This is a genomic window from Paenarthrobacter sp. C1, from assembly GCF_049315185.1.
GTDB lineage: Bacteria > Actinomycetota > Actinomycetes > Actinomycetales > Micrococcaceae > Arthrobacter > Arthrobacter nicotinovorans.
Map to the genome: position 1 here is coordinate 1,029,961 of NZ_CP186052.1, position 16,311 is coordinate 1,046,271.

14 protein-coding genes are annotated in these 16,311 nt (G+C 64.1%); 11 read left to right on the plus strand and 3 right to left on the minus strand.

Annotated elements, in window-relative coordinates; translation table 11 throughout:
* Window positions 1–104: 104 nt before the first annotated feature.
* From ACNAOU_RS04995 to ACNAOU_RS05020, 6 genes are all read left to right on the plus strand, one after another.
* The gene (locus ACNAOU_RS04995) at window positions 105–1,394 is read left to right on the plus strand and encodes a choice-of-anchor G family protein (RefSeq protein WP_018779600.1); all 1,290 of its coding nucleotides are present in this window, start codon (window positions 105–107) and stop codon (window positions 1,392–1,394) included.
* A gap of 39 nt (window positions 1,395–1,433) precedes the next feature.
* The gene (locus ACNAOU_RS05000; RefSeq protein WP_018779601.1) at window positions 1,434–1,616 is read left to right on the plus strand and encodes a hypothetical protein; all 183 of its coding nucleotides are present in this window, start codon (window positions 1,434–1,436) and stop codon (window positions 1,614–1,616) included.
* Between the two features lie 88 nt (window positions 1,617–1,704).
* Window positions 1,705–3,066, plus strand: a complete 1,362-nt coding sequence (locus ACNAOU_RS05005) for a glycosyltransferase (protein WP_055973452.1) — start codon at window positions 1,705–1,707, stop codon at window positions 3,064–3,066.
* A gap of 5 nt (window positions 3,067–3,071) precedes the next feature.
* Window positions 3,072–3,665, plus strand: a complete 594-nt coding sequence (gene xrtS, locus ACNAOU_RS05010) for an exosortase S (RefSeq protein ID WP_144401237.1) — start codon at window positions 3,072–3,074, stop codon at window positions 3,663–3,665.
* A complete protein-coding gene (locus ACNAOU_RS05015; protein WP_422758162.1) occupies window positions 3,652–4,533 on the plus strand; it encodes a septum formation family protein in 882 nt (293 codons plus the stop codon). Before xrtS ends, ACNAOU_RS05015 begins: the two co-directional genes overlap by 14 nt.
* Window positions 4,526–6,253, plus strand: a complete 1,728-nt coding sequence (locus ACNAOU_RS05020) for a hypothetical protein (RefSeq protein ID WP_422758163.1) — start codon at window positions 4,526–4,528, stop codon at window positions 6,251–6,253. The genes ACNAOU_RS05015 and ACNAOU_RS05020 overlap by 8 nt, the downstream gene beginning before the upstream one ends.
* On the opposite strand, the gene ACNAOU_RS05025 is transcribed toward ACNAOU_RS05020, so the two are convergent.
* Genes ACNAOU_RS05025 through ACNAOU_RS05035 form a run of 3 tightly spaced genes read right to left on the minus strand, consistent with a single transcriptional unit; the run spans window position 6,227 to window position 9,236 of the window.
* On the minus strand, window positions 6,227–6,868 hold the full coding sequence (locus ACNAOU_RS05025) for a LuxR C-terminal-related transcriptional regulator (protein WP_422758164.1): 642 nt from the start codon (window positions 6,866–6,868) through the stop codon (window positions 6,227–6,229). The genes ACNAOU_RS05020 and ACNAOU_RS05025 overlap by 27 nt on opposite strands.
* Window positions 6,862–8,010 (minus strand): hypothetical protein, encoded by a 1,149-nt coding sequence (locus ACNAOU_RS05030; RefSeq protein WP_079581224.1) that lies wholly within the window; start codon window positions 8,008–8,010, stop codon window positions 6,862–6,864. Before ACNAOU_RS05030 ends, ACNAOU_RS05025 begins: the two co-directional genes overlap by 7 nt.
* Window positions 8,007–9,236, minus strand: coding sequence for a sensor histidine kinase (locus ACNAOU_RS05035; protein WP_422758165.1), 1,230 nt, complete (start codon window positions 9,234–9,236; stop codon window positions 8,007–8,009). The genes ACNAOU_RS05030 and ACNAOU_RS05035 overlap by 4 nt, the downstream gene beginning before the upstream one ends.
* A gap of 88 nt (window positions 9,237–9,324) precedes the next feature.
* Between ACNAOU_RS05035 and ACNAOU_RS05040 the strand changes: the two genes are divergently transcribed.
* The 5 genes from ACNAOU_RS05040 to sucD all read left to right on the plus strand — a co-directional run bounded on the left by ACNAOU_RS05040 (window position 9,325) and on the right by sucD (window position 15,651).
* Window positions 9,325–9,978, plus strand: coding sequence for a response regulator transcription factor (locus tag ACNAOU_RS05040; protein WP_018779609.1), 654 nt, complete (start codon window positions 9,325–9,327; stop codon window positions 9,976–9,978).
* A 76-nt stretch (window positions 9,979–10,054) separates the two neighbouring features.
* A complete protein-coding gene (gene pcrA / locus ACNAOU_RS05045; protein ID WP_055973474.1) occupies window positions 10,055–12,589 on the plus strand; it encodes a DNA helicase PcrA in 2,535 nt (844 codons plus the stop codon).
* Between the two features lie 23 nt (window positions 12,590–12,612).
* Complete coding sequence (locus tag ACNAOU_RS05050; protein WP_018779611.1) at window positions 12,613–13,302, plus strand: hypothetical protein; 690 nt, start codon at window positions 12,613–12,615, stop codon at window positions 13,300–13,302.
* A gap of 264 nt (window positions 13,303–13,566) precedes the next feature.
* Entirely contained in the window at window positions 13,567–14,736 is a 1,170-nt protein-coding gene (gene sucC, locus ACNAOU_RS05055; RefSeq protein ID WP_039240049.1) for an ADP-forming succinate--CoA ligase subunit beta, read from the plus strand.
* A gap of 12 nt (window positions 14,737–14,748) precedes the next feature.
* Entirely contained in the window at window positions 14,749–15,651 is a 903-nt protein-coding gene (sucD, locus tag ACNAOU_RS05060; protein WP_018779613.1) for a succinate--CoA ligase subunit alpha, read from the plus strand.
* The last annotated feature ends 660 nt before the right edge of the window (window positions 15,652–16,311 follow it).

Below are 16,311 nucleotides of genomic sequence, written 5' to 3' on the forward strand. Positions count from 1 at the left end.
GACCTGGCCCCATTCCCCTTGTTATTTTGCACCGGGGGGCGTTTGCCCCCACGGTCTCAGCTGCAGAACAGCCCTGTCCTGCAGCGTTCGCAAGGGGGAAATACTTGAACAGCAAGAGCAAGCTGTGGCCCACAGCCGTCGGCGTCACCGCCGTATCGGCCTTGGCAATCGGCCTCGTGGCCGCACCAGCCGCAAACGCAGCGCCCACCGACGTCATCTCGGTGGGCAGCGGACAGATCATCGATGGTTCTGTCCTGACACTTCCGAACTTTGCCAACCTGGCATCCAACGGAGCAGCAACTGCCCAGCAGATCGGCACCCCGCCGAGCGGCCCGGCAGTCATCGAGGCCACCGACCCGCTGGATCTCAGCGCAGTCTTCGGCGTCGTCAACGTGGGCGCGGGCAACATCCCGCTGCTCCAGAACAACGGCATCATCCAGGTTGGTGCTGTCAGCCAGTACGGCAAGGCAGTCAACGATGGTTCCTCGGAAGCATTCTCCGGTACCGTGAGCGGCGCTCCCGGTCTGGTGACCCTGCCCGGCGGCCTTCCCACGTCCGGCGATCCTGCCATCCCGGCAGCCCGCGTCAGCCTCGGCACTGCAGCCATCCTCGGTGGCACGGACCTGGTCAACGTCAACCTTCAGGTGGCCACCCTCGCGGCGGCAGCCAAGAAGGACCAGGGTGCAGCCCCCCAGGGTGCCTACTCACTGGCCGGCGTTTCGGCTGAAGTCGGCGGCACTGTCATTGGCGGCGTCGCAGGCACCATCAGCACCGCCATCAACACGGCCAACGCCGTCCTGACCCCCTTGGGCGTCACGGTGGCCAACCCGGTGGCCGGTGGAACCATCTCCATCACCGAGGCAGACCTGCTGGCCGTTGCCGGCGTGCCGGACCTGAACTCCCTGCCGGCCGGAACCGACCTGATCTCGTTCCTGCCGCAGGCTGTTGCCAACAAGCTGACCTCCATCGTCAGCAGCACCCTGGCAACCGCCACGGCCGCCGTGAACGGTCTTGGACCGATCGCCCAGCTCGTCGCAGGACCTGCCCTGTCTGTCCTGACCACCACCCTGAACGGCGTGACCGGAGCAGTTGCTACCAGCGTTGTGGCTCCTCTGAGCACCGCGCTGACCGCCCTCGTTTCGGCCAAGGTCAACGTCCAGGAAACCGCTCCGTCCGGCGCCTTTACCCAGCGCGCCCTGCAGATCGCCGTTGCCGGCGGCTCCATCGCCACCGTCAACCTGGCCAACGCAACCGTCGGACCCAACCTTGACGCAGCGGCGATCCCGCTGGTCAACGCCGACACCATGGCCATCAGCGGTGGCGTGGCCCTCCTGGCTCTGCTCACCTGGTTGTTCGTCCGCTCACGCCGCCGCACCGCGGTAGCCGCTGTCTGATCGCCCCGGCGATCACGCACGGCGAAAGGAGAACAGTCAATGTACGGCAATAACTGGACCGCAGGCGGTACCGCCGCCGGCGGTACCACGCTCGCTGTCACGGGAGCCCCAACCCTCGGTTGGGTCATCCTCGTGGGGGTAGCCCTGCTGATTACCGGTTTTGTAGTCCTGCGAAACAGCAGGCTCAAAGCCGCAAAGCGGGGAGCACATCCCAACTCGTAATACCATCGGCGGGGCGGCTCTTTCCGGGCCGTCCCGCCATCCCCATTTTTCCCGGGCCTTTCCGGCCTCGCCCAAGCATCGGAAGTAAATGTCGGTACTCGAATCCGCACAGGCGCTGGCTTTTGTGCTCCTGGTGGTTTTTCTGTCGTACATCCTGGTGATTCTGGTGCCCTTCCTCCGGCGCAAACCCGATCCCGAGGGCGATCCCGACTCTTTCTCGTGGCATGTGTTCATTCCGTGCCGCGATGAAGAAGTGGTGATCGGCGAAACCCTGGGATTGCTCCGCAGGCAATTCCCGCAGGCCCACGTATGGGTTGTCGATGACGACAGCGACGACGCCACCGCCGACATCGTGGACGCGGCCTCTGATCGCGACGCCATGATCCACCTCGTTCGCCGCCGCCGGCCCCTGGCCCGCACCGGCAAGGGAGATGCGCTTAACGCCGCCTACCGCACTTTGGACGGTTGGCTGCCCGCCGACGTCGACCGGTCGTCGGTGATTGTCCTGGTGGTCGACGCCGATGGCCACCTGGCTGACAATGCGTTCCGTCAGGCGGCTGGTCCCCTGGCGTTCGGTGACCCGGAAGTCGGCGCCGCCCAAACCGCCGTCTGGATGTCCAACCTGCAGGACCCGGCCCTCGAAGGCGGCACCGGGATGCAGCGTCTCAGGAAGTCCTTCGGACGGTACCTGGTCCTGATGCAGGACATGGAGTTCCGCACCACCATCGCGGCCATGCAGTCCCTTCGGCGGCACACCCTGACGGTCGGCCTGGGCGGCAACGGCCAGTTCACGCGGTTGTCCGCCCTGGATGTCATCGCCAGGACGTCCGGCCAGCCATGGCACGGGGCGCTCCTTGAAGATTACGAACTCGCGATCCACATCATGCTGGGTGGTTACAAGACCGTCTACATGCATGACACCCACGTAGCCCAGGAAGCACTCCCTGACCTCCGCAGGCTCCTCACGCAACGCACGCGGTGGTGCCACGGCGGCATGCAGTGCAGCGTCTACCTCAAGCGGATCTTCGAATCGCCCTACTTCAGCAACGTCGGCGCGATCGAATCCAGCTACTTCCTGGTCCAGCCTTTCATCCAGATTCTCGGCTTGGTCCTGTGGCCAACGCTGTTTATCACCATGGTGGCGCAGGGCTCATTGACCATGGGCAGCTTTGGCGCCTGGATCAGTGCGGCATGGTTCATCATTCCCCTGATCTTCGCAACAGGCGTTCTGCCGTTCGCGCTGTGGGGCCTGGTGTACCGGAAGCAGGTCACACCGGAGAAGAACTTCATGCTCGGTGTCCTCTGGGGCTTCGGCTACTGGCTCTACATGTACCAGAATTACGTCACGGTGCTCAGGGCAACCTACCGCCTCATCACAGGACGACAGGGGTGGGCCAAGACCCGCCGCAACCAGGAGACAGACGTCAAACTCCTAGCGAAGGAAGCCTAGTGGCCATGAGCGCCGAAGCCGGCAACATCAGCGTCCCCACCGGACCCCGTGCGATCCCCGTACGGAAGGCCCGTGGCGGGGGCCTCATCGGGCTGGTCTTCATCGCTGCCGCGGCCGCGGCCATGCTGCAGCAGGAGCACATCAGGGCAGCCGAAGCCTGGCTCATGTCCGCCATTTTCGACGGCGTCCTCGGCGGGGCTTCCTACAGCGTGGGCGACATCATTTTCCACAATGTGGGCGGGGGCCAGCCCTTCGCCCTCCAAGTCACCGGGCTGTGCTCCAGCGCCGTCCTCCTCACGCCGATCGCAGGCCTCGCCGGGATTCTTTTCCTGATGGGACGCATCCCCGTCTCCCGGCTCATGCCCGCGGCCCTCATCGCACTCCTCATAGTCTGCATCAGCAACGCAACCCGCTATTTCATGATCGCAGCGGCGCAACAGAGCTGGGGGCAGCAGGGATTCGATGTCATGCACCACTTTCTGGGTTCCTTCGTGGTGATTTTCGGCTTCGTCGCGGCCATCATCGTGCTGGTCCGGGCCGCCGTCGTCCGCAAAGACCGTGCAAAGACCCGCAGCAAGGGCCGGCGTGCGTCCTCGTAGTCTGTTCCGGGCGTCGGCCGTCATGGCCGCGGTGATGATAACGGCAGCCTTGGCCGCCTGTGATGAAGGAAAATCCGGGCTGGACACGGCGAGTCCGGAAACAGGACTCTGCCATGCCGTGGTGTCCCCGGAAGAATTCGATGCCAGCAGCGAAGCCAGCCCGCCTGTTTCCTGCACCGAACGCCACACCACCCAGACTTTCCTGGTCACGACGATGCCCGAACCCCTGGCCCGCCAGGAGTCACGTCCCAACCAGCAGCAGCTCAAGGCTGCCGGCAAACGGCTGTGCACCAGCGAGGACCTGCGCACTTATCTCTCCGCGTCCGACAGGGACGGGACCTTCGGACTGGCGGTCACCAGTTACTTCCCTGACAGGGACGCCTGGGCTGCCGGCAGCCGGGCGGTTCGTTGCGACGTAGCGGTCACGGACCAAGACGGCACCCCGCAGGAAACCGGCCTTGACCTCAAGGATGCTTTGGCGGGACCACACTCGGCAGCAGTACGGCTCTGCTACCGGCAGGAATACAAGGACGGCGTTCTTTCCGACGACGGAACCGATGTCCCGTGTTCGGAGCCCCATACCGCGGAGGACATCAGCGCATGGATCGCCCAGGACGCGTCACTGGCAACACCCGTGGCGCGTGAAGCGCGTTGCCTTCCCTATGCGCTCGAATTCCTCGGCACGGAAAAACTGCCGGCAGGCGTCACGGTCCATCCCATCATCCGGACGGTGGGGACTGCCCGGACCGTCCGCTGCGCCGTGGCCTCCGCCCGGCAGCCAGTACCGGGTGAAGCTCCGGAACTGGTGACCGGAACCCTGGCTCCCGTGCGCGTGCCTGTCACCGGGGGAGCAGTAAACAATGGCTGATCAAGGATCCGGGAGCGCCACGCAGCTCCGTGAACGTGGCGGGAAAGCGCAGAGAACGTTCACCCCTGCCCCTGTGCGCGGACGCAAGGGCACCAAGGCCCGTCCGCTCGGCAGCCTGGGACGATACTTTGCCAGGACCTTCGGTCCCGGTACCTTGACGCTGGGACCAGTCCACGGCGCGGCCCTGATCGCGGGGCTGGTTGCGGCCGCCCTCATGATGGTCCGGCTGTTCATTCCGGAACCTGTGGGGATGGGGGACCAGGGCGAAGGGCATGGTTTGCTGTGCTCCCTGGGGGTCATGAACCAACGGCCCTGGGATTACGCGGGGTTCACGAAATACATCCACCCTTCCTGGGTCCCGCACCAGTTCTACGGTGAAGGCTGCGGCGCCAACGGCACCGGGGAGCCGTACTACTCTTCCCAGCTGCTGTTCCTGTGGTTGGGGAAACTGCTGACACCCCTCCTGGGCTGGGGACCGGGGCTGGACACCCGTGCCGTTGGAATCGTCTGCTGTGTGGTCTTCGGATTGCTGATCGCGGCCCTGATCAACGTGCTGCCTGGCCGGACCTGGTTCCGTATCCTCATCGCCGCGCTGGTCACCGGGGTGATGGCAGACGGCGTCTTCGCTGATTTCTTCGTCTCGCCCTACAGCGAACCCGCGGCCTTCCTTGGCATTCTTGCCGTGTCCGTTGCGCTGCTCCACTACTGGAACGGCAGCGGTCCGCGGTGGCTGGCTTTGCTGCTGGTCGTCTTCGCGACGGTCTTTACCGTTGCGGCAAAAACACAAACTGTCTCGTGGCTGCCCGTTATTGCCCTGGCGCTGCTCTGGGTGCCGTGGCGGCGGGGTGCAGCGGACGGTGAGGCGGCCGTCGTCGTGCCTCCGTCCGACGGTAAACCGGCCGACGGTGCGCTCGGCAGGGGTCGACATTGGCGCGCGCTATTGCTGCCCGCGACGGCGGTGCTGCTCATCGTTGCGTTTTCGGTGGCATTCATCAACGTCCAACCCAAGCGCTTCTCGGAAGTGAACCTTTACAACGCCGTCTTTGTGGAGCTTCTTCCGTACAGCCCAACCCCTGAGGCAGACCTCGAATGGTTGGGGCTGGACCCAAGTTTCATCAACTCCATGGACACTACGGTGGCCTCCACACGTTCGGCTGTTTACAACCCGCTGTACCCCCAGTTCCAGGAGAAGATCAGCCTGGGCACGATCGCCGGTTTTTACGCCACGCATCCGGAACGGCTCATCACCATGGGCGAACGCGGAGTGACTGCCATGCTGACTCCGGAACTGGGCTATGTTGGCTCGTACCTTGAGGGTTCCGATCATGGCCCTTATGAAAAGGAACGGCGTTTTCCCGTGGTGTTGGGCTTGTTCAGCGCCGTAAAAGCTGCTCCGGTGGCCTTCGTCGGGATGCAGTTGGTGACGTTGCTGCTGGGCCTGGCCGTGGCTTTCCGGAAGCGGAGTGCCGTGGGAAGGCTGGCGGTCATCATGGTGCTGGGATGCTGGTTCCAGTTCTGGGCCGTCATGCTCAATGGCGGCCAGGCCGAAATTTACAAGCAGATGATCATTGCGGGCTTCATGGCGGCTTTGTGCGGGCCATTGCTGGTGGCCCTGATCAGCATCCTGGCTTCGGAGCCGGGGAAGGTGCCGGCGCGAAAGCGCAGGGGCCGGCGGGCCAAGGCACAGCAAGGGTCAGCTGATCCAGCCATCGTTGTTTAACTGCTTGCGGAGGCTGATGACATTGCCGAGCTTGATGCCGGCCGTGGCGTAGCGCTGCCGGATCCGGTGAAGGTGCGCCTTGACTGTTTGCTCGCTGATTCCCATGGCATCCGCAACGCCACGAACGGACATGGCGTCACTGCCAAGGTACAGCTCGGCAAGACGCTGTTCCCGGGGTGAAAGTGTGATGCGCAGCGGTGTGCTGCTGTCATGACCGGCCAGGACGTCAGGATGCAGATATTCCTGTCCGGATGCGGCGGCGCGGAGGGCGAGTTCGGTGTGCCGGGGGCCAGCTGCCTTGGGCACATAACCCAAGGCACCGGCAGAGCGGACCGCGCCTGCATCCCAGCGGTCCAGGGCGGTGGCAAGGACTACCACCCGCAATCCGGCCTGCACCAGCTGTTGAACTGCAGGGACCAGTTTTTCCCGGCGATCGAGGGTACCCAGGACAGCCACCGTCACCGAAAGGCCGGCCAAGGCCTCCTGCTGGAGTTGCGTGGGAACGGTAGTGAAGCCCGCCGCGACCACCAGGTCCGGGGCGTTGCGGCGCAACCACGCATCCAAGGTATCGATCATCAATTGGTGCTGGTCCACCACCATCAGGCGCGTCACCATGGCTTGGGTGCCTTGATGGGGACAATGATGCTGGCTCCTCCGGGGTCCGTGTGAACGCGTGGCGAACCCAGGGCTTCCACTTCGCTCCACAACGCGGGGGTGCAGCGGTTCGGATTGAGTCCGGTCACACGCCAGGTAATCAGCAAATGATCGTTCACATGCGGCTCCACATAGACATGTACCCTTCCGGGCAAACTGCTGCCTTGGCGCGGCCCGTCCGGCACCGGCTTCAGCAGCAGCATGGTGACAGCGAGGAGTGCCGGGCGCTGTGCCTGCGGGATACGTTGAAGGAGGTCCGGCTGGGCCGTCACAGTGGCCGTGGAGTCCAGGCCGGCCAGCACCAAGGACTCCGACAACCAGTCGCCGCCCTGTGCCACCATCAACTGGGCACGCAACCTCGAGGCGAGCCACTGGGCTTCCTCCGCCAGGCCCGGCGTCAGCGGGTGGCTTTCGCTCCGGGCTGCCCTCGCAAACAGCTCCTGGATCTGATGGTGTGTGGCTGACAGCTCCTCGGTGTGGGCCGAACTGCGGGTATCAGCCTGCCGGGTCAGGGCAGTCATGGCCTGGGCGGAATGCCGGGCGAGCTGTTCCTCCATGCGGCTCCGGATGCCCACGACGAACAAAGCGCCCAAAAGCCCCGGGATCAGCGTGATGAAGAAAATCAGCAGGCCCTCGCCGGACCCGAATCTTGGAGTGGTGGCGTAGTAGAAGCTGCTCAGGACCGAGTTGGCGGCCGACAGGAGCATGAAACCCATCAGGTCCCACCGCATGCAGACAAGGAAGACCAAAGCCGACCCCAGCATGACGTTGAAGGCGAGGGCCAGGTAGCCCGAGCCCAGCGTCACCACTTGGGCCGTCATGACGCCCGAAATAATGGACGTGGCCAGCCAGGCCAGGCGCACATAGGGAAGATGCCTGCGGGGCGTTGCCGGCGCAGACGCCAGGAAAGCCGCGCAGCAGCCAATGAGGTCGAGGGCCACGGCAGCAAACCTTGAGCGATCAAGGCTGCTCCCGTCGAAGGACACCATCTGCGTCATGGCCGAGAATATCCAGAGCGTCAGACTGATGCTCACCAGGATGCCCCGGGACAGGAAAAGGGGACCGGCAGTGGCCACGTGTACATCCGGAAGGAATCGGTTCATGCCGCCTCGACCTCAAGGACAACAGTGGTTCCACGCCCTGGTGTCGACAACAGCCTGGCGTTCCCGCCGACCTGTGCCATTCGCTCAATGATCGAATGCCTCACCCCGAAGCTCTCCGCCGGGAGGGACCCGGGGTCGAATCCGCGGCCCGCATCGCTGACGAGGACCGACACCACAGGACCTGTGCGCGAAATGAGCACATCCACGTGATCGCTCCCGGCATGCCGGGCCGCATTGACCATGCATTCCCCGGCAGCATCAGCAACCGCCCGCAAGGTATCCGGCGGCAGGGTTCCGCCCTCGCCGAAAACGTCCACGGTGAAGCCGTTCCGGCTGTGTTCGCGGGCCCGCTCTTTCAGCAACGACGCCACGTCAGCGGCTGTGGAAGACTCGACGACGGCCAGCCCGCCTCCGCTGCCAAGGGCCGCGCGCCGGCCGTCCAGCGTGGTGGCTTCCGCCGGGGTGCCGGGGCTCCGGTGACCTGACCCGACGCCGTCGTACTCCCCAGCGGCGAACATGCTGCGGAAGTCCTCCGGAGCCAACCCGGCGCCGCCCCGGGCCAAGAGGGTCAGCCCCCGCAGCACGGTGTCGTGAAGCAATCGGGCGTCATGGGCGGCAGCACTGGTCCGGTCACGGACGACCGCTTGGGCAGCAAGGGATTCCGCCTTCACGGCTTGGTCGCGCAGGAAAATATCCAGGGCCCTGGGCGCTGAGTGACGGATGGCGAGCATGATGAGCCAGAATCCCACAAGAATCGAGAAGGTGATGGGACCGAGGCGATGCAGGATTGATGTCGCGATGGTATGCCCAAATACCAGGACGGCCAGCAGCGCCGTATAGACCGCCGACTGCCAAGAAGCTCGCAAGGACAAGGCCACCGTGGAGCTGGCACCGATCAGCAGGCTGTGCGCCAGGAGCAGCGAGTCCGAATCCTGGCGGTAGCTGACTCCTGCCAGGAGTTCGGACAGGGCGATCAGGCCCACGACGATCATCAGCCGAAGGGGCCAGAAATCGGTCCGCAGCATCGTAGCGAAGCACATCACCAGCATCATCACGAGCACCCACGCCAAGGCCCGGTGCCACAGGGGTCCGCCCATGATCGGAAACAGGTATAGCCAGGAGGCCGCCACGAAAACGAAGCTCATTACCGTCCCGGATCTGGCCAGCAGGTCCGAGCGCTCCAACGCGGGCCGGTAGGTTGCCAGCCGCGTTATCCATGCCCCCATGAATGTCTCCCCAAAACCCGTCATCGGAATATGATGACCACTTAGCCAGCATCATATACGGGGAGGACCGATTTAAGTGCGATACCCGGTGTCCCAACCCACGATCGAAGTGGACATCGTGGAGGACCACGCCGTCCTGCTCGAAGGGCTTTCCCAGTGGCTCCAGGACAACACCACGGGCATCCGTGTGGTTGGCCGGTTCGCCTCCTGGGCCGAAGCCGCAGCAAGCCTGGGTGCCCTGTCCGACGTCGTTATCCTGGACGTTCTCCTGGGTGACCAGGTCCCGCTGCGCGCCAAGATCCAGGCCATCCTTTCCTCCGGCCCGCAGGTTGTGGTGTGCAGTTCAGTCCTTGACCCTGCCGTAATGCGCCAGGCCATGGCGGCCGGCGCCATGGCCTACATCCCCAAGACAGCCTCCGCGAGTGTGGTGGAAACCGCGCTCCGGCGCGCAGCGCAAGGACTGCAACACATCACCCCTGAAGTGGCCGCAGCCATGGATGCCGGCCGGGGGGAACCGCAATTGTCCGCCAGGGAGCACCAAGTGGTCTCCGTCTACCTCGGAGGAGAGGCCGGGACCATGGCGGAGACAGCCCAGCTGCTGGGTATCTCCGTGGATGGTGTGAAGAAACACCTGGCGTCAGTGCGCCGGAAGTTCCAGGACGGTCCCGAGCCCCTGACGAGGCTGGGACTCCGGGAGCGGCTCACTGCCGGCGGATGGCTGCTGGAGGACCCGCGGCAGTAGATTCCGGTGGTTGGCCCCGGGGCCGTGGACGTACCGCCCTATAGTGTCGGGGGCACCGCCTAGACTGGTAGGCACCATGGATATGTTGTTTGACCCCTACGCAGACGGACCCTTCAAAGCAGGCACCAAAGCCGCAGTCAAGGCTGCCCCGGAGCTATCACGCCCAGGTGGTGGTGCGCCGGGTCCCCGTCTTCAGGAGGGCGGCGGCGGCCAGTCGGACGCTCCTGCCTCAGGGGGATGGGGCAACCCGGGCACGTCCGGGCTCCCCTCTGCCGATGCCCTGCTCCAAGGGCTCAACCCGCAGCAGGAAGAGGCAGTCAAGCACGCCGGAAGTCCGCTGCTCATCGTTGCAGGCGCAGGTTCGGGCAAAACGCGCGTGCTCAGTAACCGCATCGCCTACCTCATCGCCACCAAACGGGCACATCACGGCGAAATCCTGGCCATTACCTTCACCAACAAGGCAGCAGCCGAGATGCGGGAGCGCATTGAAGCGTTGGTGGGGGCGCGGGCCAAGGGCATGTGGATCTCCACCTTCCACTCCTCCTGTGTCCGTATCCTGCGGCGCGAGGCCGCCAACGTGGGCCTGAACTCGAACTTCTCCATCTACGACTCCGCCGACTCGCTGCGCCTCATCACCCTGGTGGCCAAGAACCTGGACCTCGATCCCAAGAAGTTCGCGCCCAAGGCCATCCAGCACAAGATCTCGGCCCTCAAGAACGAGCTCATCGACGCCGACTCCTACTCCTCCGCGGCGAATCACAACGACCCCTTCGAAACCGCCGTCGCTGATGTCTTCAAGGGCTATACGCAACGCCTGCGCCAGGCCAACGCCATGGATTTCGACGACCTCATCGCAGAGACCGTCTACATGTTCCGGGCTTTCCCTGCGCTCGCGGAGTCCTACCGGCGGCGCTTCCGGCACGTCCTGGTGGACGAGTACCAGGACACCAACCATGCACAGTACGCGCTGGTCAGGGAGATCGTGGGCCTGGGCACTGACACGGAGGTCCAACCCAGCGAACTGACCGTGGTGGGTGATTCGGACCAGTCCATCTACGCCTTCCGCGGTGCGGACATCCGCAACATCGTGGAGTTCGAAGCCGACTATCCGAACGCGCGCACCATCAAGCTGGAGCAGAACTACCGTTCCACGCAGAACATCCTCAGCGCAGCAAACTCCGTCATCTCCCGCAACCCCAACCGCCAGGAAAAGCGGTTGTGGACGGCCGAAGGCGATGGCGAGAAGATCATCGGTTACGTGGGCGAGAACGAGCACGACGAAGCCCAGTTCATTGCCAAGGAAATCGACCGCCTGCAGGACGAGGAAGGCCTGCGTCCCGGAGACGTTGCCATCTTCTACCGGACCAACGCACAGTCGCGCTCCATTGAAGACGTCCTGGTCCGCGTGGGCCTGCCGTACAAGGTTGTTGGCGGCACCCGCTTCTACGAGCGCAAGGAAATCAAGGACGCCCTGGCGTACCTGCGCGTCCTGGTGAACCCGGACGACGACGTCAACCTCCGCCGCGTACTCAACGAACCCAAACGAGGGATCGGCGACCGTGCCGAGGGGGCCGTCGCCGCCCTTGCCGAGCGCGAGCGGACATCCTTCATGGCTGCGGCGCGTCGGGCGGACCAGGCGCCGGGCATGGCCACGCGTTCGGTCAACGCTGTCCTCGGCTTCGTGAAGCTCCTGGACGACCTCGCGGAAGTCGCCTCCGGATCCGGCGCGGCTGCAGCCCTCGAGGCAGTCCTGGAACAGACCGGCTACCTCGCCGGACTGCGCGCCAGTTCCGACCCGCAGGACGAATCGCGGGTAGAGAACCTTGCCGAACTTGTAGCCGTCGTCCGTGAGTACGAAAGGGACAACCCGGAGGGTTCACTGGGCGAGTTCCTGGAACAGGTGTCCCTGGTGGCTGATGCCGACCAGATTCCGGACGCTCCCGGCGCGGACATCGATGCTGCGGTGGCAGAAGCCAAGCGCATGGGAGTTGTCACGCTGATGACTCTGCACACAGCAAAGGGCCTTGAGTTCCCTGTGGTCTTCCTGACCGGCATGGAGCACGGGATTTTCCCGCACCAACGCTCGGCCACGGACCCCAAGGAACTGGCAGAAGAGCGCCGGCTGGCCTACGTGGGGCTGACCCGGGCACGCCAGCGGCTCTACGTCACCCGCTCGGAGGTCCGCAGCATGTGGGGCCAAAGCCAGTACAACCCGGCCAGCCAGTTCCTCGAAGAGATTCCGTCCGAACTCGTGGAGTGGAAGCGCGAAGGCATGAGCCGGCAGGCGGGCGGATGGGGGAGTGCTCCCATAGGTTCCAACCGTTACGGTGGTTCGTTCTGGGGCGCGGGTACCTCCCGCGGTGTGGCCGCGAGCCCAACCGCCGGGTTCGACGCCGACGTTCCTGCCGCCGTCGCACGCAACAGGGTGCAGCCACAGAAGGAAGTCATTTCCGTAGTGGTGGGGGACAAGGTCAACCACACGAGTTTCGGCAACGGCGTGGTGCTCGGCGTCGAAGGTGCGGGCGATAAGACGGTCGCGAAGGTGAAGTTCGACGTCGGCGAGAAGCGACTGTTGTTGCGTTATGCGCCGCTGACCAAGCTTGATGCATGAGGCCGCACGGCATAATTGGTGCCATGCGACGCACAGTGTGGGGGATTCTGGCCGCTTTGCTCCTGGTGTTGGTGTCGGGTTGCTCCTTCGCCACCAAGGACCCGGACTACGTTCCGCCTGCCCCTTTGCCGCCGCTGGAGCAACTGCAGCAGGTACCTGTCTCTGAGCAGACCACTCTGGCTGCGGGCGAGGACGTGACAGCTTTCGTCACCGGGGACCGGAACATCGTGTGCGCCATGACCTCCTCAAGGGGCGGCCACCTCAACCTCCCGTACGAGGCCAACAGCTACTCGGACGCAGCCAACAACAAATTCGCGGTAGTGCCGGTGGTGCACTGCGAACTTGCCGCGTACGCCAAGGCTGAGCTTGACGACATGGCGGACGATTGCGCAGGCACCGGGCTGGGCTACCTTGGCGGAACAGCGCTCCTCACTCCGGACAAGGCCGTCTACGGCTCGTGTCGTTCCGGCGTAACACAAATGGAGTCGGAGTTCGGACCCAAGGGCAGCCGCAACGGTCCCATCTCCAAGCTTCGCGAGCTGGCCGACGGCCAGAACATCGAACGCAACGGCCTGCGGTGTTCTGCCTACAACGGGGGAGTAGCCTGCGGAAACGTCTCCGGGGGCGTGGCGTTCTTCGTCAGCCGTGAGGGTTACCAGTTGGTTTCCGACGGCGGCAAGACGGTCCGCGGGAGCCTGAAGGAAGGCTTCTGATGGGCTTTGCACGGATCCGGAAGAACCCAAAATCCGCGTGATTATGCGGTTTTTCTACATACGATAGAAGTGTAAGGTTACTCACTTAACGGGTACTGTGTAGCTGGCGGGACTCCTCAAAGGGCTAAAGTTCCGAGAGGACCTTACGCAATGTGACCGGCTTCAATCCTGGTTGTTACCGCGTACTCTCCGCAGCTGGCTATCGCGGTCATCGCGGTTCCCGGCTGAACAGAAAACTACTTCGACGTAGAAGGACACTAAACCGTGGACCTGTTTGAATATCAGGCGCGCGATATGTTCGAAGCGCACGGTGTACCCGTGCTCGCCGGCATCGTGGCGCACACTCCTGAAGAAGCGAAGGCAGCTGCCGAGAAGATCGGCGGCGTAACAGTCGTCAAGGCACAGGTTAAGGTTGGTGGCCGCGGCAAGGCCGGCGGCGTCAAGGTTGCCAAGTCTGCCGACGAGGCACTTGAGCACGCCACCAATATCCTGGGCATGGACATCAAGGGCCACACCGTCAACAAGGTGATGATCGCCCAGGGTGCTGACATCGCCGAGGAATTCTACTTCTCGGTCCTCCTGGACCGTGCCAACCGCAATTACCTGGCCATGTGCTCGGTTGAAGGCGGCATGGAAATCGAGCAGCTGGCTGTCGAGCGTCCCGAGGCCTTGGCCAAGATCGCCATCGACCCGGCTGTGGGCATCGACCAGGCCAAGGCTGACGAGATCGTCGCAGCTGCAGGCTTCGCTGAAGAACTGCGCGGCAAGGTCGCCGACGTCATTCTGAAGCTCTGGGATGTCTTCAAGAAGGAAGACGCAACCCTGGTTGAGGTCAACCCGCTGGTCCGCACCGGAGCAGGCGACATCGTTGCCCTCGACGGCAAGGTCTCCCTGGACGAGAACGCCGACTTCCGCCACGTGCACCACGCAACGCTGGAAGACAAGGACGCAGCTGACCCGCTCGAGGCCAAGGCCAAGGCGCAGGACCTCAACTACGTCAAGCTGGACGGCGAAGTAGGCATCATCGGCAACGGCGCCGGTCTTGTGATGTCCACCCTCGACGTCGTTGCTTACGCCGGCGAGAACCACGGCAACGTCAAGCCCGCCAACTTCCTGGACATCGGTGGTGGAGCTTCCGCCGAGGTCATGGCCAACGGCCTGGACGTTATCCTGGGCGACTCCCAGGTCAAGAGCGTGTTCGTGAACGTCTTCGGTGGCATCACCGCGTGTGACGCTGTTGCCAAGGGCATCGTGGGTGCACTGGCCGAGCTCGGTTCTTCCGCGAACAAGCCGCTGGTTGTTCGCCTCGACGGCAACAACGTTGAGGAAGGCCGCCGCATCCTGACCGAGGCCAACCACCCGCTGGTAACCCTGGCCGCCACCATGGACGAGGGCGCCGACAAGGCCGCCGAGCTCGCCAACGCAGCTAAGTAAAGGGACGCGACAATGTCTATCTACCTCAACAAGGACTCCAAGGTCATCGTTCAGGGCATCACCGGCGGCGAGGGCACCAAGCACACCGCCCTGATGCTCAAGGCCGGCACCAACATTGTTGGTGGCGTCAATGCCCGCAAGGCCGGCACCACGGTCCTGCACGGCGACAAGGAAATCACGGTCTTCGGCACCGTCAAGGAAGCCATGGCTGAAACCGGCGCTGACGTCTCCATCGTCTTCGTTCCGCCGGCATTCACCAAGGACGCCGTGGTTGAAGCCATCGAAGCCGGCATCGGCCTCGTGGTTGTCATCACCGAAGGTGTTCCGGTTCAGGACTCCGCAGAGTTCTGGGCACTGGCCCAGTCCAAGGTGGACGCCGACGGCAAGCAGGTCACGCGCATCATCGGACCGAACTGCCCCGGCATCATCACCCCGGGCGAGGCCCTGGTTGGCATCACCCCTGCGAACATCACGGGCAAGGGCCCCATCGGCCTCGTGTCCAAGTCCGGTACCTTGACCTACCAGATGATGTACGAACTCCGTGACCTCGGCTTCTCCACCGCGATCGGCATCGGTGGCGACCCCATCATCGGCACCACGCACATCGACGCCCTGGCCGCGTTCGAAGCTGACCCCGAGACCAAGGCAATCGTCATGATCGGCGAAATCGGTGGCGACGCTGAAGAGCGCGCAGCCGACTTCATCAAGGCCAACGTCACCAAGCCTGTTGTTGGCTACGTGGCTGGCTTCACCGCTCCCGAAGGCAAGACCATGGGCCACGCCGGCGCCATCGTCTCCGGTTCCGCTGGTACCGCACAGGCCAAGAAGGAAGCCCTCGAAGCTGCAGGCGTGAAGGTCGGCAAGACGCCGTCCGAGACCGCCAAGCTGCTGCGCGAAGTTTACGCAACGCTCTAGGTTCCGCAGTAAGACTGACGACGGCGGCCCGGTGCCTTCCCATGGAAGGTGCCGGGCCGCCGTCGTACTTTAAGCGTTCGTTGTGGGGCCCGCTGTGCGGGGTATTCGCGTGTTTTGGGGCGCAGAGCGGGCCTCGCAACGTGAGGTTCCTCGTTGTGGGGCCTGCTTTGCGGGGTATTCGCGTGTTTTGGGGCGCAGAGTGGGCCTCGCAACGTGAGGTTCCCCGTTGTGGGGCCCGCTGTGCGGGGTATTCGCGTGTTTTGGGGCGCAGAGTGGGCCTCGCAACGTGAGGTTCCCCGTTGTGGGGCCCGCTGTGCGGGGAATTCGCGTGTTTGGGTGGCGTAGCGGGGGACGAGTGACGCCCATGTTCGCTGGGGACGCGCATGTTTGCTGGCGACGCCCGGATGTGGGTGTCCTGGGTCGGGTTGGGTGTCGCTCAGGAGTTTGGGTGTCATTTACGACGGCGGCCCGGCTCCCTTCCCCGCGGAAGGTGCCGGGCCGCCGTCGTACTTTAAGTGTTCGTTGTGGGGCCCGCTGTGCGGGGTGTTCGCGTGTTTTGGGGCGCAGAGTGGGCCTCGCAACGTGAGGTTCCCCGTTGTGGGGCCTGCTGTGCGGGGTATTCGCGTGTTTGGGTGGCGTAGCGCGGGGACGAGTGACGCG

Excerpts from the sequence above, each read along its gene's own strand:
- ACNAOU_RS05050 (WP_018779611.1), top strand. The coding sequence starts at position 12,613 with ATGCGACGCACAGTGTGGGGGATTCTGGCCGCTTTGCTCCTGGTGTTG.
- pcrA (WP_055973474.1), top strand. The coding sequence starts at position 10,055 with ATGGATATGTTGTTTGACCCCTACGCAGACGGACCCTTCAAAGCAGGC.
- ACNAOU_RS05030 (WP_079581224.1), bottom strand. The coding sequence starts at position 8,010 with ATGAACCGATTCCTTCCGGATGTACACGTGGCCACTGCCGGTCCCCTT.
- sucD (WP_018779613.1), top strand. The coding sequence starts at position 14,749 with ATGTCTATCTACCTCAACAAGGACTCCAAGGTCATCGTTCAGGGCATC.
- ACNAOU_RS05025 (WP_422758164.1), bottom strand. The coding sequence starts at position 6,868 with ATGGTGACGCGCCTGATGGTGGTGGACCAGCACCAATTGATGATCGAT.
- ACNAOU_RS05005 (WP_055973452.1), top strand. The coding sequence starts at position 1,705 with ATGTCGGTACTCGAATCCGCACAGGCGCTGGCTTTTGTGCTCCTGGTG.
- ACNAOU_RS05000 (WP_018779601.1), top strand. The coding sequence starts at position 1,434 with ATGTACGGCAATAACTGGACCGCAGGCGGTACCGCCGCCGGCGGTACC.
- ACNAOU_RS05020 (WP_422758163.1), top strand. The coding sequence starts at position 4,526 with ATGGCTGATCAAGGATCCGGGAGCGCCACGCAGCTCCGTGAACGTGGC.
- xrtS (WP_144401237.1), top strand. The coding sequence starts at position 3,072 with ATGAGCGCCGAAGCCGGCAACATCAGCGTCCCCACCGGACCCCGTGCG.
- ACNAOU_RS05035 (WP_422758165.1), bottom strand. The coding sequence starts at position 9,236 with ATGGGGGCATGGATAACGCGGCTGGCAACCTACCGGCCCGCGTTGGAG.